23 protein-coding genes and 1 tRNA gene are annotated in these 22,994 nt (G+C 67.9%); 13 read left to right on the plus strand and 11 right to left on the minus strand.

The features are described 5' to 3' along the window. Positions 1-92 precede the first annotated feature (92 nt). Together KPL74_16330 and queD are read right to left on the minus strand one after the other, a co-directional pair. The gene (locus KPL74_16330; protein QWT19303.1) at positions 93-419 is read right to left on the minus strand and encodes a phasin family protein; all 327 of its coding nucleotides are present in this window, start codon (positions 417-419) and stop codon (positions 93-95) included. Between the two features lie 140 nt (positions 420-559). Continuing rightward, a complete protein-coding gene (queD, locus tag KPL74_16335) occupies positions 560-913 on the minus strand; it encodes a 6-carboxytetrahydropterin synthase QueD (protein QWT19304.1) in 354 nt (117 codons plus the stop codon). Positions 914-1,127: 214 nt separating this feature from the next. On the opposite strand from queD, the gene KPL74_16340 reads away from it, so the two are divergent. Further along, positions 1,128-1,733 carry a LuxR family transcriptional regulator gene (locus KPL74_16340; protein QWT19305.1) on the plus strand — a complete coding sequence of 202 codons (606 nt, stop codon included), beginning with the start codon at positions 1,128-1,130 and terminating at the stop codon, positions 1,731-1,733. A gap of 85 nt (positions 1,734-1,818) precedes the next feature. Here the strand turns inward: KPL74_16340 and KPL74_16345 are convergent. Further along, positions 1,819-1,895: transfer RNA gene (locus KPL74_16345), tRNA-Met, on the minus strand. Positions 1,896-2,035: 140 nt separating this feature from the next. Between KPL74_16345 and KPL74_16350 the strand changes: the two genes are divergently transcribed. The 8 genes from KPL74_16350 to KPL74_16385 all read left to right on the plus strand — a co-directional run bounded on the left by KPL74_16350 (position 2,036) and on the right by KPL74_16385 (position 7,127). Further along, positions 2,036-2,587: an RNA pyrophosphohydrolase gene (locus KPL74_16350; protein ID QWT19306.1), complete on the plus strand. Its 552-nt coding sequence runs from the start codon at positions 2,036-2,038 to the stop codon at positions 2,585-2,587. 64 nt (positions 2,588-2,651) lie between these two features. Then, a complete protein-coding gene (locus tag KPL74_16355) occupies positions 2,652-2,870 on the plus strand; it encodes a (2Fe-2S)-binding protein (protein QWT19307.1) in 219 nt (72 codons plus the stop codon). Positions 2,871-2,995: 125 nt separating this feature from the next. Next, positions 2,996-3,478 carry a bacterioferritin gene (gene bfr / locus KPL74_16360; protein QWT19308.1) on the plus strand — a complete coding sequence of 161 codons (483 nt, stop codon included), beginning with the start codon at positions 2,996-2,998 and terminating at the stop codon, positions 3,476-3,478. Between the two features lie 116 nt (positions 3,479-3,594). Beyond that, complete coding sequence (locus KPL74_16365; protein QWT19309.1) at positions 3,595-4,344, plus strand: hypothetical protein; 750 nt, start codon at positions 3,595-3,597, stop codon at positions 4,342-4,344. Then, positions 4,325-4,753, plus strand: coding sequence for a polymer-forming cytoskeletal protein (locus KPL74_16370; protein ID QWT19310.1), 429 nt, complete (start codon positions 4,325-4,327; stop codon positions 4,751-4,753). Before KPL74_16365 ends, KPL74_16370 begins: the two co-directional genes overlap by 20 nt. Before the next feature lie 57 nt (positions 4,754-4,810). Further along, entirely contained in the window at positions 4,811-5,176 is a 366-nt protein-coding gene (gene erpA / locus KPL74_16375) for an iron-sulfur cluster insertion protein ErpA (GenBank protein ID QWT19311.1), read from the plus strand. 13 nt (positions 5,177-5,189) lie between these two features. After that, positions 5,190-6,185 (plus strand): NAD(+) diphosphatase, encoded by a 996-nt coding sequence (gene nudC, locus KPL74_16380; protein ID QWT19312.1) that lies wholly within the window; start codon positions 5,190-5,192, stop codon positions 6,183-6,185. A 75-nt stretch (positions 6,186-6,260) separates the two neighbouring features. Next, positions 6,261-7,127, plus strand: a complete 867-nt coding sequence (locus tag KPL74_16385) for a hypothetical protein (protein ID QWT19313.1) — start codon at positions 6,261-6,263, stop codon at positions 7,125-7,127. Positions 7,128-7,264: 137 nt separating this feature from the next. Here the strand turns inward: KPL74_16385 and KPL74_16390 are convergent, their stop codons facing one another. The 7 genes from KPL74_16390 to KPL74_16420 all read right to left on the minus strand — a co-directional run bounded on the left by KPL74_16390 (position 7,265) and on the right by KPL74_16420 (position 17,487). After that, on the minus strand, positions 7,265-9,139 hold the full coding sequence (locus KPL74_16390) for an MFS transporter (GenBank protein ID QWT19314.1): 1,875 nt from the start codon (positions 9,137-9,139) through the stop codon (positions 7,265-7,267). Between the two features lie 55 nt (positions 9,140-9,194). Then, positions 9,195-10,481, minus strand: a complete 1,287-nt coding sequence (purD, locus tag KPL74_16395; GenBank protein ID QWT19315.1) for a phosphoribosylamine--glycine ligase — start codon at positions 10,479-10,481, stop codon at positions 9,195-9,197. A gap of 40 nt (positions 10,482-10,521) precedes the next feature. Further along, positions 10,522-11,880 (minus strand): AMP-binding protein, encoded by a 1,359-nt coding sequence (locus KPL74_16400; GenBank protein ID QWT19316.1) that lies wholly within the window; start codon positions 11,878-11,880, stop codon positions 10,522-10,524. Between the two features lie 15 nt (positions 11,881-11,895). Continuing rightward, positions 11,896-12,465, minus strand: coding sequence for a Sua5/YciO/YrdC/YwlC family protein (locus tag KPL74_16405; protein QWT19317.1), 570 nt, complete (start codon positions 12,463-12,465; stop codon positions 11,896-11,898). Between the two features lies 1 nt (position 12,466). Then, positions 12,467-14,986 carry a DNA topoisomerase I gene (locus KPL74_16410; GenBank protein ID QWT19318.1) on the minus strand — a complete coding sequence of 840 codons (2,520 nt, stop codon included), beginning with the start codon at positions 14,984-14,986 and terminating at the stop codon, positions 12,467-12,469. A gap of 96 nt (positions 14,987-15,082) precedes the next feature. Further along, complete coding sequence (gene dprA, locus KPL74_16415) at positions 15,083-16,222, minus strand: DNA-processing protein DprA (GenBank protein QWT19319.1); 1,140 nt, start codon at positions 16,220-16,222, stop codon at positions 15,083-15,085. Between the two features lie 143 nt (positions 16,223-16,365). After that, a complete protein-coding gene (locus KPL74_16420; protein QWT22632.1) occupies positions 16,366-17,487 on the minus strand; it encodes a LysM peptidoglycan-binding domain-containing protein in 1,122 nt (373 codons plus the stop codon). A 241-nt stretch (positions 17,488-17,728) separates the two neighbouring features. On the opposite strand from KPL74_16420, the gene def reads away from it, so the two are divergent. Genes def through rsmB form a run of 3 tightly spaced genes read left to right on the plus strand, consistent with a single transcriptional unit; the run spans position 17,729 to position 20,484 of the window. Continuing rightward, entirely contained in the window at positions 17,729-18,232 is a 504-nt protein-coding gene (gene def, locus KPL74_16425; protein QWT19320.1) for a peptide deformylase, read from the plus strand. A gap of 3 nt (positions 18,233-18,235) precedes the next feature. Then, positions 18,236-19,180, plus strand: a complete 945-nt coding sequence (fmt, locus tag KPL74_16430) for a methionyl-tRNA formyltransferase (protein QWT19321.1) — start codon at positions 18,236-18,238, stop codon at positions 19,178-19,180. Then, positions 19,177-20,484, plus strand: coding sequence for a 16S rRNA (cytosine(967)-C(5))-methyltransferase RsmB (gene rsmB, locus KPL74_16435; protein ID QWT19322.1), 1,308 nt, complete (start codon positions 19,177-19,179; stop codon positions 20,482-20,484). The genes fmt and rsmB overlap by 4 nt, the downstream gene beginning before the upstream one ends. Here rsmB and KPL74_16440 read toward each other — a convergent pair. Further along, positions 20,457-21,584, minus strand: a complete 1,128-nt coding sequence (locus KPL74_16440; protein QWT19323.1) for a glycosyltransferase family 4 protein — start codon at positions 21,582-21,584, stop codon at positions 20,457-20,459. The two genes, rsmB and KPL74_16440, sit on opposite strands and share 28 nt — an antisense overlap. A 210-nt stretch (positions 21,585-21,794) precedes the next feature. On the opposite strand from KPL74_16440, the gene KPL74_16445 reads away from it, so the two are divergent. Further along, positions 21,795-22,991, plus strand: coding sequence for an O-antigen ligase family protein (locus tag KPL74_16445; protein ID QWT19324.1), 1,197 nt, complete (start codon positions 21,795-21,797; stop codon positions 22,989-22,991). Positions 22,992-22,994 lie beyond the last annotated feature (3 nt).

Raw genomic sequence — 22,994 nt, forward strand, 5'->3', positions numbered from 1 at the left:
CAGTGGGTCAAAGGACCGGACAAGCGACGAAAGTGCATAACCGACCGCCGGCGCGACGATCCGTCGCGTCGTTGGCGTCGAGCGGCGATGGATCAGGCCCTGGCGGGCTGGCCCACCAGTGCACCCAGCGATGTAGCCGTCTGCACGGCCACACCCACGATGTCGCCCGCGGCCGTTGCGGCCCGCTCGGCACCTTCCCGCTGGAGTTCGCCGCCACGCGCGAGCACCGCGCGCATGGCATCGGCATCCTGCACGAGCATCGCGTCGGCCATCAGGCCGGACGCCGCGCGGGCATGGCCCTCTAGCGCCTGCAGGTGCAGGTCCGCGACGCGCTCCATGCCACGCCAGGCTACGGCTTGCGCGGCGGTCGCCTGTTCGACGAACCGGGTCAGATCGGCGTAAGCGTTTACGTGGGGCATCGGGAACCGTCGGGGAAACGGGAAGGTGCCGGAGTGTAGTCCCGCCTGCTGCAGGGCAGCAACCACAATTTGTTGCGTAGACAGGTTTTGTCTTGCCGAATAGGCGCCTGCGTCAGTCAGGCGAAGCCCGCAAGCGGTGATCAACCGACGTATTCGGCGCCCGAGGTGCAGGTCTCATGCACCACGACCTTGCACAGCAAGGGCACTTCGGCCCGAAGGTTCTCGAAAATCCAGCGCGCGAGGTTCTCGCTCGTGGGGTTTTCGAGGCCGGGGATGTCATTGAGGTAGTTATGGTCGAGCCGCTCGTACAGCGGCTTGAAGCGCGCCTTCAGGTCGCCAAAGTCCATCACCCAGCCGAATACGGGGTCGATCGGACCCTCCACGTGGAGCTCGACATGGAAGGAGTGGCCGTGCAGGCGCGAGCACTTATGGCCCTCCGGCACGTTCGGCAGGCGGTGGGCCGCCTCGATGTTGAAACGTTTGAAGATGCGCATGGAGAATCGTCTGAAGGGTTGGCTGCCGCCTAGTGTAGCGGAGGGCCGGAACCTGACCGGGCGCAAGGAACCTTCACGACGCGGGTCACGCTTTGCCGTATCCGCGGCCGCGGTTCATGGACATTTCATCGCGCAACGGTTGCAGTGGTAACTACACCGGCGGGGCACGGGGGCCCGCCCACATCCTGTATTGGTTCACTTCAAGGAGGCATCCATGTGCCTTGGCCGTGAGTCCATCGACCAGCCGCAGCCCTGCGTCCTGGCCGAGGGAGTGTTTTCTGCATTGCCCTGGCCCTGCGTGGTCTGGCGCGACGACGGCGGCCGGGCCGTCATGGTCAATGCCGCGTTCCAGCGTGAGTTCGGCGTAGGCCGCGGACGGGTCGGACCCGCGTGGCTTGCCGCCCACCTGGTGGAAACCGACCAGCCCGATGAATTCCTCTTCGTGGACCGGCACGCCCGCACCCGGCGTTATCGGGTGACCCGGGAAAGCCTGGACGTGGCATCCGTGAGCTTCCAGGCCGTTTTCCTGATGCCCCTGGGCGAGGAAGCGGTCGCAACGACTGCGCCCAGCCCCGCCACCTGCCTGCCTCCGGGGGTGACCCTGACCCCGCGCGAATCGCAGGTCCTCGACGGCATCATGCTTGGCAAGCTCAACAAGATCATCGCCAGCGAGCTGCGGATCAGCCCGAAGACAGTAGAGCTGCACCGCTCGAACCTCATGGCCAAACTGCGAGTGCATAACGTCGTCGAACTGGCGCGCGTGGTGCTCGATACGCCACCCGACATCGCCCTGGCTCAGCCGTCTCGCGTCGCCTCGTAAGGCTCGCCGGCGGCAGCACCCAGGGGCAGCGGATAGGACAAGAAAAAAGCCGCCCCGTGACCGGAGCGGCTTTTTCTTCGTTCGATGGTGGCTAGAGGCGGGCTCGAACCGCCGACCTCAGCATTATGAGTGCCGCGCTCTGACCAGCTGAGCTACCTAGCCATGGAACCTGGTCTTCCGCGGGCTTGGCCGCGAAGGCCGGGCAGTTTAAACGGCACCGGGCTGGCGATCAAGTGGCGCCTTGTAGCGACTTCTCGCGCTGTGGTTGAATCGGGCTAACGCGAAAGGTTCGCGGAGGGCGAATGATCGACGCAGATGGCTATCGACCAAACGTGGGGATTGTCCTCCTCAACGGCGACGGCCGCCTGTTCTGGGCGCGCCGGGTGAATCGTGACGGCTGGCAGTTCCCTCAGGGCGGCATGCGCAGCGATGAAACCCCGCTGGAAGCGATGTACCGCGAGCTGGAGGAAGAAACCGGCCTGCATGCGGAACACGTGGAAGTGCTGGCCGAAACCCGCGGCTGGCTGCGCTATCGCCTGCCGAACCGGTTCGTCCGCCACCACCAGCGTCCCACCTGCATCGGCCAGAAGCAGGTCTGGTTCCTGCTGCGACTCACCGGAGGCGAAGACGCTCTTCGCCTCGACGCCTGTGAAAAGCCGGAGTTCGACCTCTGGCGCTGGGTGGATTTCTGGTACCCGGCCAACCACGTGGTGAACTTCAAGCGCCAGGTCTACGAGCGGGCCCTGCGCCAGTTCGCGCCGATGGTCGAAACGCTCTGCCGGGTCGAGGTGGGCACCTGCCCGCAACAGGCTGAACTGCTCCGCCTGGCCCGCGAGGCCGCAGGCCAGGGCTGAGCCTGAACGACTTTCACATTTGTGCTGTTGACAATCGTTCGCATTCGCGTTCGAATTCGCACCCATGTACATCTGCATGTGCAATGCCGTCACCGACCACGCCATCCGCCGCCTTGCGGCCGAGGGCGTCGACTCGTTTGCCGAGCTGCAGTCCCGCACGGGCTGCTCGGACTGCTGCGGCGCTTGCGAGCCCGAGGCGCGGGCTTGCCTGAGGGAAGCGGTGGATGCGACGGCGAATGCCTCGCGGCCGGCGATTCTTACGTTCTTGCCGGCTTCGGCTTGACGGGGGTTTGCTGGGCACACGCCGGCGGGCGGGCTTAGCGCAGACGCAAACCGTCTTCATTCTCGTTACGTCATGCCGCTTTGCAGCGACGTATAGTCGTGCCCTGAATCCCAGGGAGACGCCACATGAAGGGCGACGCGAAAGTCATCGAATTCCTCAACAAGGTCCTCTACAACGAGCTGGCCGCCATCAATCAGTACTTCCTGCATTACAGGATGTTCAAGGATTGGGGTTACAACGAGCTGGCCAAGCACGAGTACGAGGAATCGATCGAGGAGATGAAGCACGCGGACAAGCTCATCGAGCGGATCCTGTTCCTCGATGGCCTGCCGAACCTGCAGCACCTGGGCAAGCTGCGCATCGGCGAAAACGTTGTCGAAGCCCTGCAGGGCGACCTCGACCTCGAGATGATCGCCACGAAGGACCTGCGCGAAGCCATCGCCTATAGCGAAGGCATCCATGACTTCGTCAGTCGCGACCTGTTCAAGTTCATCCTCGGCCAGGAAGAAGAGCATATCGACTGGCTGGAAACCCAGTTCAGCCTGATCTCGGACATCGGCGCCGAGCGCTACATGCTCAGCAAGGTCGGATCGCTCGACAAGCACTGATCCCTCCGAAGGCCGCCGCAAGGCGGCCTTCTCCGTTCCGTGGCCCGGTTCCTTGACGCTTTTGAACCGCAGGGGCTATACCATCGCCCTTTCACGCTTTCTGCACGGACCCGACCATGGCGCCACGCCACCCGCCACGCTTCGTCGTGCGCACGCACGACGCAGTCCGCGAGCGGCGCCAGAAGGTGCTGCTCGGCGCCGGCTGGTTGGCCAGCATCCTGCTCGCGGCCTTGCTGGGCTGGGCTTTCGCGCCTCGCCACGCCGCGAAGGCGGCCCCCGCGGTGGCGGGCACGGCGGCCGAAGCGGACGGCTCGGAAGACCTTCGCCAGCAGGTGGCGAATCTCCAGCGCGCCGGCCAGGTCGCCGACGTGGCGGCGAAAGAACTCAAAAAGAACCTCGCCGAACGGGATGAGGAAATCAGCGGCCTGCGCACCGACCTCGCGTTTTACGGACGCCTCGTTGGTAGCAACGGCCAGCGTGACGGGCTGAAGATCCAGGGAGCCCGGGTTACCAGCGTGGCGGGGTCGCCCAACGCGTGGAACCTCGTGGTCACCCTCACCCAGAACGCCCGCCGCGGTGACCTGGTGAAGGGCTCGCTGACCGTCTCGGTCGAAGGGATCCAGGGCAACAAGGTGGCGACCCTCGAGGGCGCCGGCCTTGGCCAGGCCACGACCCATGGCGGCCTTCCGTTCGCGTTCAAATACTTCCAGCAGATCCAGGGCAGCTTCATCGTGCCCGCCGGCTTCAAACCGACCCGCCTGCGCTTCAGCGCCGGCGCCGACGGCGGAGATGCCGCCACCGCGACGGTCGCATGGACCGACGCCATCCGAAACGACGAGGTCAGCGATGTTCAGCAGCAACCGTAAGAACCAGGGCCCCGCCGTCGGCACGGCCGCCACCAGCCTGATCGCCCGCGGCGTGACCTTGCGCGGCGACGTGCACTTCTCCGGCGCCCTCCATCTGGACGGGACCGTCGAAGGCTCGATCCACGCCGATCCGTCCAGCGATGGTGTTCTCACCATCAGCGAGACCGGCCGCGTAGTCGGCCGCATCGAGGTGCCGCACGCCGTGATCAATGGCGGCGTCACCGGCGACATCGACGTGGCCGAACGCCTTGAGCTGGCGTCCCTGGCGCGGATCGACGGCGACGTGCACTACCAGGTGCTGGAGATGGCGGCGGGCGCCCAGGTCAACGGCAAGATGATCCATCGGGCCCCGGTCACGGTGCGGCAGCTGGCCCAGGCGGCGATCGAGGCAGCGCCCGCGCTCTCCTAAAGGCTTGACCTGACACGGATCGGCGCCATTATGGTGGCTATGAACAACCCATTCCCCATGGCTCCGACCGGCGCACCGGACTACCGGTCGGCCGGTACGCCGCTGAACTTCACCGAGGCCGCGGCCCGCAAGGTCCACGAGCTGATCGAAGAAGAAGGCAATCCCGGCCTGAAGCTGCGCGTGTACATCAGCGGCGGCGGCTGCTCGGGCTTCCAGTACGGCTTCACCTTCGACGAAGACCAGGCCGAGGATGACCTCGCCGTGTCGCGCGAGGGCGTCACCCTGCTGGTCGATCCGCTTTCGCTGCAATACCTGACCGGCGCCGAGATCGATTACGCCGAGTCGTTCAGCGGCTCGCAGTTCGTCATCCGCAACCCCAACGCGAAGACGACCTGCGGTTGCGGTTCGTCCTTCAGCGCCTGACCGGCCCGGCCGCGTGAGCGTCGAGCAGGAGCGCGACAAAGCCGCGGCGACCCGCGCCCGGGAAAATGTCTTCGCCGGGATCGACATCGACCGCATGGCGGAGCGGCGCGAAGACCGGCTCTGGATCGAAGAGACCGAGCGCGCGGCCAGCACGCAATTCCTCGTGCTCGACACCGAAGGCCAGGCCTTCGTCACCGCCGACGCCGACGCGCCGCACTGGATGACTCCGGCGATGCGCAGCGAGCGCTTCGGCGACGTAGTGTCGACCTTCCTCGGCCTGTCCGCGGGCAAGGCGTGGTTTGCGCTGGTCCTCGATGAAGCCCACGGCGAGCTGTTCAGCGCGCTGACCGGTGCGCGCCGGATGTCCCTGCGCGAAGCCGGCCTGCTGTTCGATGCGTTCGAGGCGGGTCTGTTCGCCTATGCCAAGGGCGTGACCCACTGGCAGCGGCAGACGCGTTTCTGCACGCTATGCGGCTCGCCCACCGTGGTGGTCGCCGCCGGCCATCGCGTGCAGTGCACGAATCCCGATGGCGCACACCTGCACTTTCCACGGACCGACGCCGCGATCATCGTGATCGTGGAGCACGGCGACGCCTGCCTGCTCGGCCGCCAGCGCGGCTGGCCCGCGGGGCGTTACTCGACGCTTGCCGGCTTCATCGAACCGGGCGAGTCGCTGGAAGACGCGGTGCGCCGCGAAGTCCGCGAAGAATCCGGGGTCGAAGTGCAGCACGTGACGTACCACTCGTCGCAGCCGTGGCCGCTGCCGGCGTCGTTGATGGTGGGCTTCACGGCCACGGCCCGCACGCGCGAGATCCACCTGCGCGACGACGAGCTGGAGGACGCGCGCTGGTTCACCGTCGACGACATCGTCCAGGGCATGGCCTCGGGCAGCCTCGGCGTGCCGCCCCCGCTGTCGGTGTCCTACCGGCTGATCGAGCACTGGCTGGGCCTGCGCGGCGTTAGCCTCGGCGAACTGATCGCCCGTGCACCGAAGCGGCCCGTGGCGTAAACGCCGGGCGATCGCTCGCTAGCTTGCGCCCACATTCGCCTACAATCGGGGTAACACTCCCCTGATTGCGTGCCCATGGCCTTACGACTGCTTGCTGTCCTCATCGCCCTCGTCATTGCCTGGAGCGTGCCGCAACTCGCCCGCTGGCGCGACGAGCGCTGGTTCCGCGGCTGGGTAGGCCGGCTCGCCGACACCTCGGGTCCGGGCCGCGTCGCCATCGTCCTGCTGGTACCGGTCGTGGCCTGCGCCATCATTGGCGGCATCCTGCGCGCCCTGCCCTTCTTCGACATCGCCTGGTTGCTGTTCGCCGTGCTGGTGCTGGTCTACTCGCTGGGGCCGCGCGAAATCGAGAGCGACATCGACGCCGTGGTCCGCGCGCCGGACACGCTACGCCGCGACGAAGCCGTCGCTGCGCTGCGGATCGATGCCGAACCGCTGGCGTGGTTTGCTCCCGCGCTGGTGGAGGCGAGCTTCTACGCCGCGCTGCGCCGTCGCTTCGGCGTGCTGCTGTGGTTCTTCCTGCTTGGGCCGGCGGGTGCGCTGGGCTATCGCCTTGCCCAGACCCTCGCGCGCGACGCTGCGCTGGCGCTGGACGCCGCCACGCGTGGCGCGGCACGTCGCCTGGCCGATGCGCTGGACTGGATGCCGGCGCACCTGATGGTGTTCGCCATGGCGCTGGTGTCCGATTTCGACGCGGTGATGAACGCCTGGAAGGAGTGGCATCGCCAGTCAGGCAGCCCACGTTCGCGGCTGGAGCCGGACTTCCTTGGCGCCGTGGCCCGCGCCGGCGTCGATGCGGATGTCGAGGCCGGCGATGGGTATGCCCACGATGTCAGCGACCCGGTGGCGGCGCTGGAAGATGCGCGACGGGTGATCCGTCGGGTGCTGGTGGTGTGGCTGGCCGTGGTGGCGTTGCTGGTGCTGGCGGCGCTGGTGGCTTGAGGTTGCGGCTTGAGGCTGGCGGCTTGAGGTTGGCGGATTACGGGTTGGTCTCGGCCGGGGCTGGAGGTACGAGTCCGGGGATAGAGGTACGACTCCGGGGATAGTGGTCGCGGGATCCGTCGCGCGCGGGCGCGCTCCTACAGGTGGGGGCCGCGGAGTTCGTTGACGCGGGCTTCGAGGACGGCGGCGGTGGCGGTGCCGACCGGTAGCGGCGCACCGCCGACCAGTTCGATGCGGGACCAGAAGCGGCGCGGCAGGCGTGCCCGGCGCAATGCGCCGTCGCGGCGGCTGAAGATGCTGCCCCACATGCCGCGCAGCGCGAGCGGCACGACCGGCACGGGCCGTCGCTCGAGGATGCGTTCCACGCCAGGGCGGAAGGTATCGATCGCGCCGTCTTTGGTCAGGCCACCCTCGGGGAAGATGCAGACCACCTCGCCCTCGGCGAGCGCCTCGTCGATGAGTTCGAACGCGCGCTCCATCAGCGCCGGATCTTCGTTGCGGCCGGCGATCGGGATGGCCTTCGCCGTGCGGAAGATGAAATTCAGCACGGGGATGTTGAAGATCTTGTAATACATGACGAAGCGCATCGGCCGACGTACGCAGGCCATCAGGATCAGAGGATCCATGAAGCTCACGTGGTTGCACACCACCACGGCCGCGCCCTCGTCCGGCACGTTCTTCAAGCCATCCACGCGAACCCGGTACAAGGTGTTGACCAGCACCCAGGTGATGAAGCGCATCATGAATTCAGGCACGAGCGTGAAGATGTACACCGCGACGGCGATGTTAACCACGCCCGTGATCAGGAAGATCGTCGGCGTATCCAGGCCCATCGCCGTGAGCCCGATGCCGAAGCCCGAGGCGATGCAGATCAGCAGCGCATTGACGATGTTGTTGCCGGCGATGATCCGCGACAGGCGTTCGCGCGGCGCGCGGCTCTGCACGAAGGCGAACAGCGGCACCACGTAGAAGCCGGCGAACGCGCCGATCAGGGTGAGGTCGAGCGCGGCGCGCCACGCACCGTGGACGCCGAGGAACGCGGTCCACGACAGCGAGGCGCCAGCAGCGACTTCGGGCCGGGCGAAATACAGGTCGATGGCGAACACGGTCAGGCCGAACGCGCCCATCGGCACCAGGCCGATTTCCACGCGCTTGCGCGACATCTTTTCGCACAACAGCGAGCCGATGCCGGTGCCCAGCGAGAACAGCGTCAGCACCAGCGTGTTGACCGAGCCGTCGCCGCCGAGCACATGGCGGGTGTAGTTCGGCAACTGCGCGATCATCACCGTGCCGAAGAACCAGAACCACGAGATGCCCAGCACCGCGTTGAACACCGCGCGATCTTCGTGGGTGAGCTTCAGCACGCGCCAGGTTTCGGAAAGGGGATTCCAGTTGAAGCGCAGGTCGGGGGCCGTGGCCGGCGCGGCCGGGATGGCGCGTGAAACGAGGTATCCGGTGGCGGCGATGCCGATCGTCGTCAGCGACGCGGCCAGGGTGCCGTAGCCCGCGATGAGCATCAGCGAGTTGCCGACGATCATGCCGACCAGCATCGCCAGCTGCGTCCCCGTCTCGACCAGCGCATTGCCGCCGACCAGTTCGCTGCGTTCGAGTGCCTGCGGCAGGATTGAATACTTGATCGGGCCGAACACCGTCGAATGCACGCCCATCAGGAACAGCACCACCAGCAGCAGCGATATGTGATGCGTGTGGAAGCCGATCGCCGCGATCACCATGGCGGCGATCTCGAACAGCTTTACGTAACGGATGATCCGGGTTTTCTCGAACTTCTCGGCGACCTGGCCGGCCGTGGCCGAGAACAGGAAGTACGGCAGGATGAACAACGCCGGGGCGAGGTTGGTGTAAAGCGACACCTCGCTGTCGGGCAAGGCCATCTGGAACGCGACCAGCATGACCATCGCATTGCGGAATGCGTTGTCGTTGAACGCGCCGAGCGCCTGCGTCCAGAAGAACGGGGCGAAACGGCGCTTGCCGAGCAAGGAGAACTGGGACATCCGTGGTCAATCCTGTCGTTTCGGCGGAGTGTAGCCGAACCGGCGGGATCGACCGTCACGTCCCGCGTGCGAAGGCGCGATGGGCGATGTCCGTGCGATGGAACGCGTCGGCGAAGTGGATGCGATCGACGGCGGCGTAGGCTTTCGACCGCGCATCGGCGAGATCCGTGCCGACCGCGCAAACCGTCAGCACGCGGCCGCCGGCGGTGACCGGCCGGCCCTCGGCACCCGTCGCCGTACCTGCGTGGAACACCTTCACGTCGGCGCCGAAGTCGACATCGGCACCCGTGATGACGTCGCCCGCGCGGACCTTGCCCGGGTAATTCCCCGCCGCCAGCACGACGCCCAGCGACGGCCGCGGATCCCATTCGGCCTGCACCCGACCCACGTCGCCATCCAGCGCCGCCTCGACCAGGTCGACGAGGTCGGAACGCAGGCGCAGCATGATCGGCTGCGTTTCCGGATCGCCGAAGCGGACATTGAATTCGATCACCTTCGCGGCGCCGCCCTTGTCGATCATCAGGCCGGCGTAGAGGAACCCGGTGAACGGCGCGCCGTCGGCGGCCATGCCGGCGAGCGTCGGTTCGATGATCTCACGCATCACCCGGGCGGACACCTCGTCGGTGACCACCGGCGCGGGCGAGTAAGCACCCATGCCGCCCGTGTTGGGGCCCTTGTCGCCGTCGTCGCGGCGCTTGTGGTCCTGGCTGGTGGCCATCGGCAGGGCACGCGCGCCGTCGGCGATGACGATGAAGCTGGCTTCTTCACCGTCGAGGAATTCCTCGATCACCACGCGCGACGAAGCGTCGCCGAAGGCCTTGTCACCGAGCATGTCGCGAAGCGCCGCCTCGGCTTCCGGCAGGGTCATCGCCACGACGACACCCTTGCCCGCGGCCAGGCCGTCGGCCTTGATCACGATGGGTGCGCCGGTGCCGCGCACGTGCGCCAGCGCGGGCTCGAGGTCGGTGAACACGGCGTAGTGCGCCGTCGGGATCCGGTGGCGGGCGAGGAAATTCTTGGCGAAGGCCTTGCTGCCCTCAAGCTGCGCGGCGGCGGCGCGCGGACCGAAGCAGCGCAGGCCCTCGGCGGTGAATCGATCGACCACGCCGGCGACCAGCGGCACTTCGGGGCCGACCACGGTGAGCGCCACGCCCTCGGCCTTTGCCAGCGCGAGCAGGCCGTCGATGTCGGTCACGGTGACGTTCGCGTTGCGCAGGCCCGGCTCGATCGCCGTGCCCGCATTGCCCGGAGCCACGATCACCTCGTCGACGCGCGGCGACTGGCCGAGCTTCCAGGCCAGGGCGTGCTCGCGGCCGCCACTACCGATGACGAGGACTTTCATGGGGAATCTCCGGTTCGATGACCGGCGATTGTAACCCGCCCTAGTGCCGGACCAGCGCCAGCAGGGCGCCGCGTGGCAGCTTGCCGGTCTCGTTGCGCGGCAGCGCGTCGACCAGGCGCAGCGGACGCGGCAGGAACACCGGATCCATCGCGTCGCGCAGGGCGGCGAGCACGGCCTGCTCGGTCAGTCCCGGCGCGACCACCAGGGCCGCGATGCGCCGCACGCCCGCGGCGTCCGCCTCGTCGAGCTGGAACAGGACACCGTCCTGCACGCCGTCGATGGCGAGCAGGCGGCGGTTGAGGTCGCCCAGCGACGCACGCTTGCCGGCGATCTCGAGCAGGTCGGTGTTGCGGCCACACAGGCGGAAGCGGCGGCCGTTCGCGTGCAGGGTGACGATGTCGGCCAGCGCGATCGGCTCGGCCAGTTGCGGGGCGTCGACGAGGGTGCCGTCGGGCTGCGAGTGCAGGGTGACGCCGTCGTAGAGCAGCCAGTCGTCTTCGCGGGCCGTGCGTCGGCTGGCGAACACGCAGGTTTCGGTGGAGCCGAAGACTTCGTGCAGCGGTGCGCCGAAACGCGCCTCGGCGGCCGCGGCCAGCTCCACCGGCATCGGCGCGGTCGCCGACACGAAGGCGGCCAGGGACGGCAGGGCGATGCCCGATTCGACCAGCGCACGCAGGTGCACCGGGGTGATCACCAGCACGCGGGGCTCGGGCATGGACGCGAGGGCGCTGGCGACGTCGGCCGGGAAAAACGGACGCCCGGCATGCACGCTGACATCAGACATCAGCGGCATCACCACGGACATCTCCATCCCGTACATGTGTTGGGGCGGTACGGTGGCGACCACGTCGAACGGACCGCCGATGGCGGCCTGGAGCATGCCGATGTTGCCGGCGTTGCTCGCGTGGAAGCTGCCCCACGTCTTGATGTTGGGCTTGGGCTTGCCGGTCGAGCCGGACGTGTAACCGATCGCCACCACGGCGTCGGCGGGGATCGAAGGCATGTCGCCATGGACGGGTGACGCATCCTCCAGAGGCGGCATGCGGACGTAGCCGGCAGGCGCCGGATCCAGCGCCAGCTCGCCGATCGCGTAGCAACCGGGGTGGTTGTCCATGACCTCGTCGACCGCGTGCGGTGCGCGCGACGGCGGTAGCAGGTTGACCTGGCCACGCAGCACTAGCGCCGCGAAGGCGACCAGGAACGCGTAGCGGTCTTCGCAGAGGTTCACCGCGGCATCCGCGTCGGGCAGCAGCGCCGCCACCTGGCGGACATGGCCGAGGAAGATCGCCGCCGAGACGGGCTGCCCATCGCGCCATGCGATGGCGCGGGATGGTGCGCCAGCCAGCAGCGGCAACGCTGGCGCGGCATCGCGCCCACTCGCTTCGTACACAGTGACCAACGGAATCCCCCTGCCCTAGGCGCGGATGATAGCGCCGCTCAAGGCGTCGCGGATCACGGTGGGGCGGTCGAGGCCGCCCAGCGGCGCGTCGAGCGCGGCCTCGAGGCGTTTGCCGAAATACGCCACCAGCGTGTCGACATCGCGCGCGGGGGGCTGGCCGTGGGGATTGGCGCTGGTCGACACCAGCGGGGCACCGAACGCGCGACACAGGGCCGCAGCAGGTTCGTGGGCGGTGACTCGCAGGGCGATGCCCGCGTGGCCGCCGGCCACCCATTCGGGAACGAGCGGGCTGCGCGGGAACACCCAGGTGTTCGGCCCCGGCCAGGAGGCCCGGACCTGCGCCAGCACGCCATTGGGCACGGCGCCAGCATCGATGTAAGGCTCGACCTGGGCGAAATCCGCCGCGATCAGGAGCACGCCCTGCGTGGCCGGGCGCTCCTTCAGGGCGAACAGTCGTTCAAAGGCGGCGCGATCGTGCGGGTCGCAACCCAGGCCGAACACCGCTTCGGTGGGATAGGCCAGGACACCGCCGTCGCGCAGGAGCGCGGCGGCGGCATGCACGTTTTCCAGGCCGAAACGGCGCACGTCAGGCCGCCGGCGTAGTCTTCGCGGCGGCCTTGGTCGTGGCGGCCTTCTTCACGGCGGTCTTGGCGGCAGTCTTCTTCGCAGCCGCTTTCTTCGCCGTCGACTTCTTCGCCGTCGCCTTCTTCGCCGCCGTCTTCTTCACCGCGGCCTTCTTAGCCGCCGGTGCCTTGGTCGTCGCGGCCTTCTTGCTGGCGGCTTTCTTCGTCGCCGTCTTTTTCGCCGCCTTGCCACCACGCGGCTTCTTCAACGGCGCGGCGGCCAGCAGTTCGGCGCACTCGGCTTCGGTCAGCGTCTTCGGCTCGCGATCCTTCGGGATGCGCGCGTTCTTCTCGCCGTCGGTGATGTACGGCCCGTAGCGGCCGTTCAACACCTGCACGCCGTTGCCGAAGTCGAGGATGGTCCGGTTCGCGATGGCTTCGAGCTTTTCCTGCACGAGCTGCAGCGCGCGCGGCAGTTCGATGGTGTACGGGTCGTCTTCCGGCTTGAGCGAGGCATAGGTGCTGCCCTGCTTCACGAACGGCCCGAAACGGCCGATCCCGACGGTGACGTCGTCGCCCTCTTCGGAGGTACCGAGGTTACGCGGCAGCTTGAACAGCTCCATCGCCTCTTCGAGGGTGATGGTATGCATGCTCTGGCCGGGGCGCAGGCTTGCGTAGGTCGGCTTGGCTTCGTCGTCCTTGGTGCCGATCTGGGCGTAGGCACCGTAGCGACCCAAGCGCACCGACACCGGCTTGCCGGATTTAGGATCCTCGCCCAACTCGCGCGCGCCAGTGGCTTCGCTGCGATCGACGCTTTCCGTCTTGTCGTCCACGAGGGTCTTGAACGGCTGCCAGAAGCGCTCGAGCAAGGGCACCCATTGCTCTTCGCCGCGGCTCACCGCATCCAGCTCGTCTTCCAGCTTGGCGGTGAAGTCGTAGTCCACGTACTGGGCGAAGTGGCCGGACAGGAACTGACTGACCGCGCGGCCGACGTCGGTCGGGCGGAAACGGCGACTGTCGAGGAGGACGTACTCGCGGCTGATCAGCACCTGGATGATGCTCGCGTAGGTCGACGGCCGGCCGATGCCGTATTCCTCCAGCGCCTTCACCAGGCTGGCTTCGGAATAACGCGGCGGCGGCTCGGTGAAGTGCTGGTCGGCGACGATGGCGGTGACCGGGACGCGGTCGCCCGTCGCCAGTCGCGGCAGGCGGCGGTTGTCTTCGTCGTCCTCGTTCTTCTGGTCGCGGCCTTCTTCGTAGACGGCAAGGAAGCCGGGGTCGATGACCGTGGTACCCGTGGAACGGAACCCGGAATCGCCCACCGGGAATTCCACCGACACGGTGTTCATCGTGGCGTGGAGCATCTGGCAGGCGACGGTGCGCTTCCAGATCAGCTCGTAAAGCTTGCGCTGGTCGTCGTTGAGGAAGGAGGCGACGGTGCGCGGGATGCGCATCGCCGAGGTCGGGCGCACGGCTTCATGCGCTTCCTGTGCGTTCTTCGCTTTGGACTTGTAGACCTGGACGGCGTCAGGGAGCGCGCCCTTGCCGTATTCGCGCGTAATCAGGTCGCGCAGTTCGGCGACGGCGTCTTCCGACAGGGCCACCGAGTCGGTACGCATGTAGGTGATCAGGCCGACGTTGCCCTCGCTGCCGAGCGCGACGCCTTCGTAAAGGCCCTGTGCCACGCGCATCGTGCGGCTGGTGGAGAAGCCGAGCTTGCGGGCGGCTTCCTGCTGCAGCGTGGACGTGGTGAACGGCGGTGCCGGGCGGCGCTTGCGCTCGCGGCTGGTGACGTCGCCCACCGTGAATTCGCCGGCCGCCGCCTTTTCCAGCGCAGCCCGCGCCTTCATGGCGTCGGTTTCGTTGTTCAGGTCGAACTGTTCGAACTTCTTGCCGTCGAGCCGGACCAGGCGAGCGTCGAAGGCACCGTCGGCGTGGGCGAGGTTGGCCTGCACCGTCCAGTATTCGCGGGCCTTGAACGCTTCGATCTCCAGCTCACGCTCGACGATCATGCGCAGCGCCGGCGACTGCACGCGGCCCGCCGACAGGCCACGCTGGACCTTGCGCCAGAGGACCGGCGAGAGGTTGAATCCGACCAGGTAGTCCAGCGCACGCCGGGCCTGCTGGGCATCGACGAGGTCGTGCGACAGCTTGCGGGGGTTGGCCACCGCCTCCTTGATCGCCTTGGGGGTGATCTCGCTGAAGACGACGCGCTGGACGTCCTTGCCCTCGAGCAGGCCGCGCTCCCTCAAAATCTCGCTGATGTGCCAGGAGATCGCCTCGCCTTCGCGATCCAAGTCGGTCGCGAGGAAGATGCTGCGGGCCTTGCTGGCCGCCTTGGCGATCGCATCGACGTGTTTCTCGTTGCGGTCGATCACCTCGTAAGCCATGGCGAACCCGTGCTCCGGATCCACGGCACCCTCCTTCGGCCGCAGGTCACGGACGTGACCGTACGAGGCCAGCACCTGGAAATCGGCGCCCAGGTACTTATTGATCGTCTTGGCCTTGGCCGGCGATTCGACGATGAGGAGGTTCTTTGCCATGCGTTAGCGATTCCGGAGACCGCAGGGGCGAGTGGACCCGAGCGTATGTATATATTTAGTTGGAAACACACCGCGAGGACGACTGTCAAGCGGCGCTTAGCGAACGACCCTCTGGTAACGGTTCCCGGGAAGGGGGGCAATCTCGCCCTCCAACTCCAACATAAGCAGCATCGATGACAGCGCGCCAGGGGAGAGGGCGGTCGTGCCGACCAGGGTGTCCAAAAGGACGGGATCGTAACCCATGGCGTCGAGAAGGCGGCGATATTCCTCATCTTCACGCCAGTCGAAGGGCCGCCGATCGCGCCGGGGCGCGGCCGTGGCGGCCCCGCCACCTTCCAGCCGGGCCCTGAGTTCGGCGCCCAGTTCGACCGCTGCGGGGGCGAGCGCCGCAAGGATCTCATCGCTACGCTGGACAAGCCGTGCCCCATCGGAAATCAGGGCGTGGCAGCCCTCGCTGAGGGGGTTGTTGATCGAGCCCGGCAGGGCGAAGACCTCGCGCCCCAGTTCCCCAGCATAGCGCGCGGTGATGAGCGATCCCGACCGGGTGCCCGCCTCCACGACCAGCACGCCAAGGCTAAGGCCCGCGATGATCCGGTTGCGCAGCGGGAAGTGGTGGGCAAGCGCATGCACGCCGGGTGGGAATTCGCTGACGATCGCACCGTTTTCGGCGATCCTTCGTGCCAAAGCATGATGTTTGCTCGGGTAGACGCGGTCCGGGCCGGTGCCGATCACGGCGACGGTCGGTTCGCCCTCGTCGAGCGCACCCGCATGGGCGACGCCGTCGATGCCATCGGCCAGGCCGCTGGTGACGAGCAGCCCTCCCGTCGCCAGTTCCGCGGCGAAACGCCGCGCCGTGGCCAGTCCCGGGGCCTGGGCACGACGGGCGCCGACGATGCCCACCTGCGGACGCAGCAGGAGCGTCGGGTCGCCCTTGACGAACAAAGCGGCGGGCGCGTCCTGCATCGGCTCCAGCTGGGGCGGAAAGTCCTCGTCCGTGCAACGCAGGAGGCGGTGGTTCGCGCCGTCGAGCCAGGCGAGGTCGCCGTCCAGCGTGGCCTCGTCCGGATGGGCCAGCCATGCCGCGCCCTCCTCGCCGATCGCCTGTGGATGGCGCTGCAGCCACTCCAGCAGGCCGGCCGCGCCGCCGCGCAACACCAGGCCCTCGCGGAGCCTGCGAGCGCCAAGGCCGGGCGTACGGATGAGCAGGAGCCAGTGTCGAAGGTCGCGATCAGTCATGCACACAGTGTAGGGGTGGCCCGTGGAACGGTTGCCCACGGGCGGCGGTAGGCCACGAACGAAAAAGGGAGGCCGAAGCCTCCCTTTTCCGGGTAGGCCCGGGCGAAACCCGGGCCAGGTATTTCCTACAGACCGGTTCCGGATTACTCCGGCATCACCAGCTTGTCGCCGCGGCGGACCGGGCGCAAGGCATCCATCACCAGCGCATAGCTCACGTGGTCGAAGGTGCGGAACACCATCAGGTGGCCCGCGTATTCGTCCGGCAGCTGCGCCTTGCGCGAGGTGCTGCGGCGGTTGTAGTTGCCACTGACTTCGTCGGCGATGGTCTCGCCCTGGCTCATGACCTGGAAGGTCGTGCCGTTGTCGACACCCTCGGACTTGCCCGCCGAGATCGAGACGACCTGGTGGGCGCCTACGCCGAACGAGGCTTCCGTCAGGCCGGTGATGCGGCCGTCAGCCGGCAGCGACTTCGGTGCGTGCGGGTAGAAGTAAGGGTCGTAGGGTTTGTCGTCGACCGGCATGAAGCGGTCGCCCTTGCGGATTTCCAGGGTCGAATCGACGATCACCAGGCTGGTGATATCGCCGTTGGTCTTGAGCACCTCGGCGTTGCCGATGACCGTGACCTCGACACCGGCATCGTCGCCCTTGCCGTTGTGCGTGTCGTGGATGGTGTCCTCGCGCCAGGGACTCGGGTTCATCGACACGTCGCTGTCCAGGTCGTCGGCGACGAACGAGCCGTGCGACGGGTTGTTCACGATGTCGAGGTGGCCGGTGTCTTCGCCGTGGTCGCGGAAGCGATGGGTCGGGCGAACGATGGCCCAGCGCTGGCCCGGGGCTGCGCTGTCGAGGTCGCGGGCATAGACCTTGTTGCCCGGGGTCCCGCGCAGCATGGCTTCCTCGAAGCCCACGACGTAGGGCGCCTGCTCGACGTCATCCGCGTCCATGACCCGCATTTCCTTCAGGAAGGTGCGCATCTCGGAGAGGGGAATGGCCGTGATCGGCTCGCCTTCGGAACGGACCCGCGGCTGCAGGCCAACCCGTGCGCTGCCGCCGAACATGCTCAGGTTGAGCACGTCGCCGGGGTAAATGAGGTGCGGATTGCGGACCTGCGGGTTCGCCTGCCAGATCTCAGGCCACAGCCAGGGCTTGCTCAGGAACTTGGCCGAAATGTCCCACAACGTGTCGCCCTTGCGCACGGTATAGGTGTCCGGCGCGTTCGGACGGAGCTGTGCGGCCGCGGCATAGACAGCCACGGTGAAAAACATGCCGCCCAGCAGCATGGCGAACTTCTTGAACATGGCGGGTTTTCCCCCTTCCCCGGTGCTGTCGCGAGTGTAACCGAAACGTTAATGGGCACAATATGTCAGCACGCTCGCCGGGCCCTCGGCGTCAGCGTAGAATGTGAAGGCATCCTACAGGGTCGAAGCGCTTGGTTTTCGCCTACTTGCCCGCAATTTTCGGGGCATGGCGCGCCCTCCCCGGCCCGCAACCGTTCAAGGTGACACCGTGTCCACGCTTACCATCCTCGAATTCCCCGATCCCCGCCTGCGTACCGTCGCGGCGCCCGTGACCGTCTTCGACGCCGAACTCAAGCAGTTCGTGGCCGACATGTACGAGACCATGTACGCCGCCAATGGCGTCGGCCTGGCCGCCACCCAGGTCAACGTACACCAGCGCGTACTGGTGGCCGACATGAGCGAAGGCCGCGACGAGCCGCTGGCGCTGATCAACGCCGAAATAATCGAAAAGGACGGCCAGCAGGTCTACCAGGAGGGCTGCCTGTCCTTCCCGGGGATCTATGCCGACGTCACCCGCGCCCTGAGGGTGAAGGTGAAGGCCAACGATGTGGACGGCAACGAGATCATCGTCGATGCCGAAGGCCCCCTGGCCGTGTGCATCCAGCATGAGATGGACCACCTGGCCGGCAAGGTCTTCGTCGACTATCTCTCGACGCTCAAGCGCAGCATGCTGCTCAAGCGCATGGAAAAGCAGCGCAAGGCCAGCGCCTGACCGATGACCGGACGTCCCTTGCGCGTGGTGTTCGCGGGAACGCCTGACTTCTCCGTCCCTTGCCTCGAGGCCTGCCGTACCGCGGGCGTCGAGGTCGTGGCCGTTTATACGCAGCCGGATCGTCCTGCCGGCCGTGGCCGCAAGCTGGCTGCCAGCCCGGTGAAGGAAGCCGCGCTCGCGGCCGGCATCCCGGTCGAGCAGCCCGAGTCGTTCAAGGCCGAGGCCGACCGCCAGCGCCTGGCCGCCTACGCGCCGGACCTGATGGTGGTCGTGGCCTACGGGCTCATCCTGCCGCGCAAGGTGCTGGCCATCCCGAGCCTGGGATGCTGGAACGTGCATGCGTCGCTGCTGCCGCGCTGGCGTGGCGCCGCGCCGATCCAGCGCGCGATCCTCGCCGGCGATGCCGAAAGCGGCGTCGACCTGATGCAGATGGAAGCGGGGCTGGACACCGGCCCCGTGCTGGTTGAACGGCGCACGCCCATCGCCGCCGACGAAACCGGCGGCAGCCTGCACGACCGGCTGTCGTCGCTGGGCGCCGATGCGCTCGGCGAGGGACTTCGCCGCGTGCTCGCTGGCGAGACCATCGCCCCGCGCGTCCAGGCGAGCGAGGGCGTCGAGTACGCCCACAAGCTGGACAAGGCCGAGGCGAAACTGGATTTCGACCTGCCCGCCACGGCCGTCGAACGCAAGGTTCGCGCCTTCGATCCCTGGCCGGTCGCCGAGGGCGACATCGCCGGTGAACGCCTGCGGATCTGGGCGGCGCACGCCGTGGCCGGCCGCCCGGGAGCCACGCCTGGCAGCGTGCTCGGCGCCACGCGAGACGGCATTGATATCGCCTGTGGCGAGGGCGCGTTGCGCCTGACCGCCGTGCAGCGTGCCGGCGGTCGCCGGATCAGCGCCGCCGACTACCTCAATGCCCGCCCGGAGCTGAAGCAGGCCGCCTCGTGAGCAAGGCGCCGTCGGTTCGCGCGCTCGCCGCCGAAGCCCTGGCCAGCATCGCGCTCTCCGGCCACTCGCTGCGCGAAGTGGCCGATCGCGCGCTGCCGAAACTGCCCGATTCGCGCGATCGCGCGTTGCTTACCGCCCTGTTGAACGACGGCGCCCGCTGGTGGCCGCGCTTCGACGCGGCACTCGATCGCCTGCTCGACAAGCCGATCCGCCGCAGCGACCCGGTCATCCATGCCTTGCTCGTGACCGGGCTGGTCCAGTTGGAAACGCTGGAGCTACCCGGCTACGCCGCCGTGGCCGCCACGGTGGAAGCCGCGCGCGAATTGCGCCGGCCGCGCCTGGCCGGCCTGGTCAATGCCGTGCTGCGCCGCTGGCAGCGCGAGCGCGAGGCGTTGAACGCGGCGCTCGATGCCGTCCCGGCGACGCGCCATGCGCATCCGGCATGGCTGGCCAGCGCCATCGCACACGACTGGCCGGCCCAGGCCGAGGCGGTGCTGGCCGCCGCCAACGTCGAGCCACCGCTGATGTTGCGGGTGAATCGCCGGCGCGCGGCGCGCGACGCCGTGGCGGCGGCACTCATCGAAGCGGGCCGGGAAGCGAGCTTGCATCCCTGGCTCGCCGATGGCCTCGTCCTGCCGCACAGCACCGACGTGACCCGGCTCCCCGGCTTCGCCGAAGGCCACTTCGCCGTGCAGGACGGTGCCGCCCAGGTCCCCGCGGACCTTCTCGACGGACAGGCCGGACAGCGCGTGCTGGATGCCTGCGCCGCGCCGGGTGGCAAGGCGTGCCACGTGCTCGAGCGGGCGGACGTCGCGCTACTGGCGGTGGAATACGAAGCCCCGCGGGCGCGCAGGATCCAGCAAAACTTCGATCGCCTGGGCCTGCGTGCCGAGGTGGCCGTAGCCGACGCCGGCGACACCGCCGCATGGTGGGACGGCACCCCGTTCGACCGGATCATGATCGATGCACCGTGCTCGGCCACCGGCGTCATCCGCCGCCGGCCCGACGTCCGCCTGCACCGTCGCGCGACCGATATCGACGCGCTGGTCGCGCAGCAAGGCCGCATCCTGGCGGCGTGCTGGGATACCCTCGCAGCGGGCGGTCGACTGCTTTACGTGACGTGTTCGATCCTGCGCAGGGAGAACGAAGGCGTGGTCGGCGCCTTCCTTGAAGGCCATCCGGACGCACGGGTCGTGCCCATCACCCTGCCCGTCGGCCAGGCCGCGGCCATCGGCTGGCAGATACTGCCCGGCGACGGCGACCTCGACGGGATGTACTACGCCCTGCTCGAAAGAAGCGCCTGATACGCGCGCTCGGTCTCGTCCACGAAGTGTTCGAGGCCGAAGCGCGCTTCGGCATGCGCCCGCGCCGCATCCCCCATCGACGCCAGCCCGGCACGCCTCTCCCACAACCCACGCAGGGCACCGGCGATCGCCTCGCGATCACGCACGGGGACCACCCAGCCGTCGATGCCGGGCCGGATGTTTTCCGGCAACCCCGCGTAGTCGCTGACCAGCACGGGCTTGCCCATCGCCATCATTTCGCGACAGGCAAAGGAAATCGTTTCGACATCCCACGAGAGGACGAAACCGGCGTCCAGGCCGGCCACCATCGGCCGCACGTCGTCGAGCCGGCCGGTGAACGTCACCAGATGCGACAGCCCGAGTTCCTGGATCCGGGCAAGCTCTTCCCCGCCCGGAAGGCCGCCAGCCAGCACCACGCGGAAACGCTCGCACTCGCCGGGCGCCAGCAGGGCCAGCCCTTCGAGCAGGTCCATCCAGCCCTTGTAACGTGCCGTGCCCGCATTGCTGCCGATGACCAGCGCCTCGCCCTCCCCAGTCGGGGCCAGCCAACCGGCCCGCTCGCCGGCAGGCGGATCGACCGGGACAAACCTGTGGATATCCACGCCGTTGAACACGGTGGCAACGCGACAGCGCGCGTAGGGGGACGCCTCGAGCTGGTGTCGGACGAACTCGCACACGGCAATGACCATGTCGGTACCGAAACGGGCACGCCAACGGTGCCCGATGCCGGTCATCGGCTTGGAATTGTGCTTGGTCAGGACGATGGCAGGGCGCCGCGGCAGTCCGCGCACGGCCGCCATCACCAGCCGGTGGTCGGCCGACCCGTTCACGTGGACGATGTCGAACGCCTGCTCGCGCAGGTAACGCTTCAGCTGATGGAGGGCGCGCCGGCGCGCGGCCCACTTGCCGAGGCCATTCGGAAACGGCTGGTCGAGCACCGCCACGCTTCCCAGGTCGCGTGCCTCGCGGTTGAGGCGGCTGCCGGGCGGCGCGGCCACGTGCACGTCGTGCCGCGCCGCGAGCCCGCGGGCCAGCGCTACTACGTACGTCGTATGGCCACCGCCGTCGCCAGCGTGGAAATTCGTGAACAGGAGCTTCATGCCCAGGCCTTCGATTAGCTGAATTGAGGCCGGACCACGGAGCACCCACGGAGCGGCATCCGCGATCCGTTAAAGTACCATGCCTCGCGCGGCTCCCCCTCGTCGCGCGACGCCACGAGGGCCCCTGGGGTTGCTCACTGAACAAGGTGCCGAGTGCTAGAAAAATCGAAAGCGTGGCGCCCCTGGATCCTGTCGCTGCTGATCGCCCTCATGCCGCTGTCGTTCGCGGTGCCGGTGAAAGCGAAGGCGCTGCCAGCGGCTGTCCTGCTGCTTACGGGCATCTGGATGCTGGCGACGAGCCCGGACGCCCGCCGCGCTTACCGTCGCGCCGTGCCCGTGCTCGGCCCGGCCGCGCTGGCCTTCGTGTTCTGGTTCGGCAACGCCCTGGCGCACGGCGTGTCGCTGAAGGAATTCGACGTCATGTCGCATGTCCTGGCCTTCCTGCTCATCGCGGCCAGCTTCGCGGCGCCCCTGCGCGCCGTCGTGCTGCGGCTTGGCTTCAGCGCGTCGGCCGGCATCCTTGGCCTGGTCTGCATCGAGCAGCACTACGTCGAGGGGATCGACCGGGTCTACGGGATCAATAACGGCCTGTGGGGCGCGATCGAGTTCGGCATGTTCATCCTCGTGCTCTCGCTCACCGGGGTGATCCAGGCCCTGCGCATCGAACTGCGCCGCCGCGAACGAGTCCTGCATGGGCTGTTCGCCGCCCTCGGCATCTACGGGGCGCTGCTGACCCAGAGCCGTGGGCCGCTGCTCGCCTGCATCCCGGTCTTCGTCGTGCTGGTCTTCCTGCAGGCCCGCCGTACCGGCCGCTGGCGCCAGGCCGTATCGGTGCTGGTGCTTGGCATCGCCGTTGCCGCGGTCGCCGCCACCACGCTGCACGGCGAGGTAGCCGAGCGCTTCGCCGCCGTGTCGCAGGAGATGTCGACCTACAAGGACCAGGACGCCACCGGCGCGGTTCGCGAACGGATCGAGATGTGGCGCAACGCCGGCACGGCCATCGAGGCGCATCCGCTGGCGGGCGTCGGGATCAACCAGTTCGGCGCGTACGCGCGCAGCCGCATCGCCGAGGGCAAGGCCTCGGATTCGATCGAGCGCTACGACCATCCGCACAGCGAATACCTGGAGTGGGCATCCACCGGCGGCCTGCCCGGCCTCGCCCTGCTCCTGCTGATGTTCGGCAGCACCCTGGTCTACTTCGCCCGGCATGCGACCCACCGCGACAACGGCGTGGCCATGCCCGCCTGTGCCGGCCTGGCCGTCACGGCGATGTACGCGCTGTGCGGCCTGACCGACAACGTGTTCTACCGCGCCATGCCGCATTCGCTGTACTTCTTCCTGACCCTCGGCCTGGCGGTCTACGTCGCGCGCATGGCCGATGAACGCATGCGGGCGAAGGCCCGCTGATCC

Source organism: Bacillus sp. NP157 (genome assembly GCA_018889975.1).
GTDB lineage: Bacteria > Pseudomonadota > Gammaproteobacteria > Xanthomonadales > Rhodanobacteraceae > Luteibacter.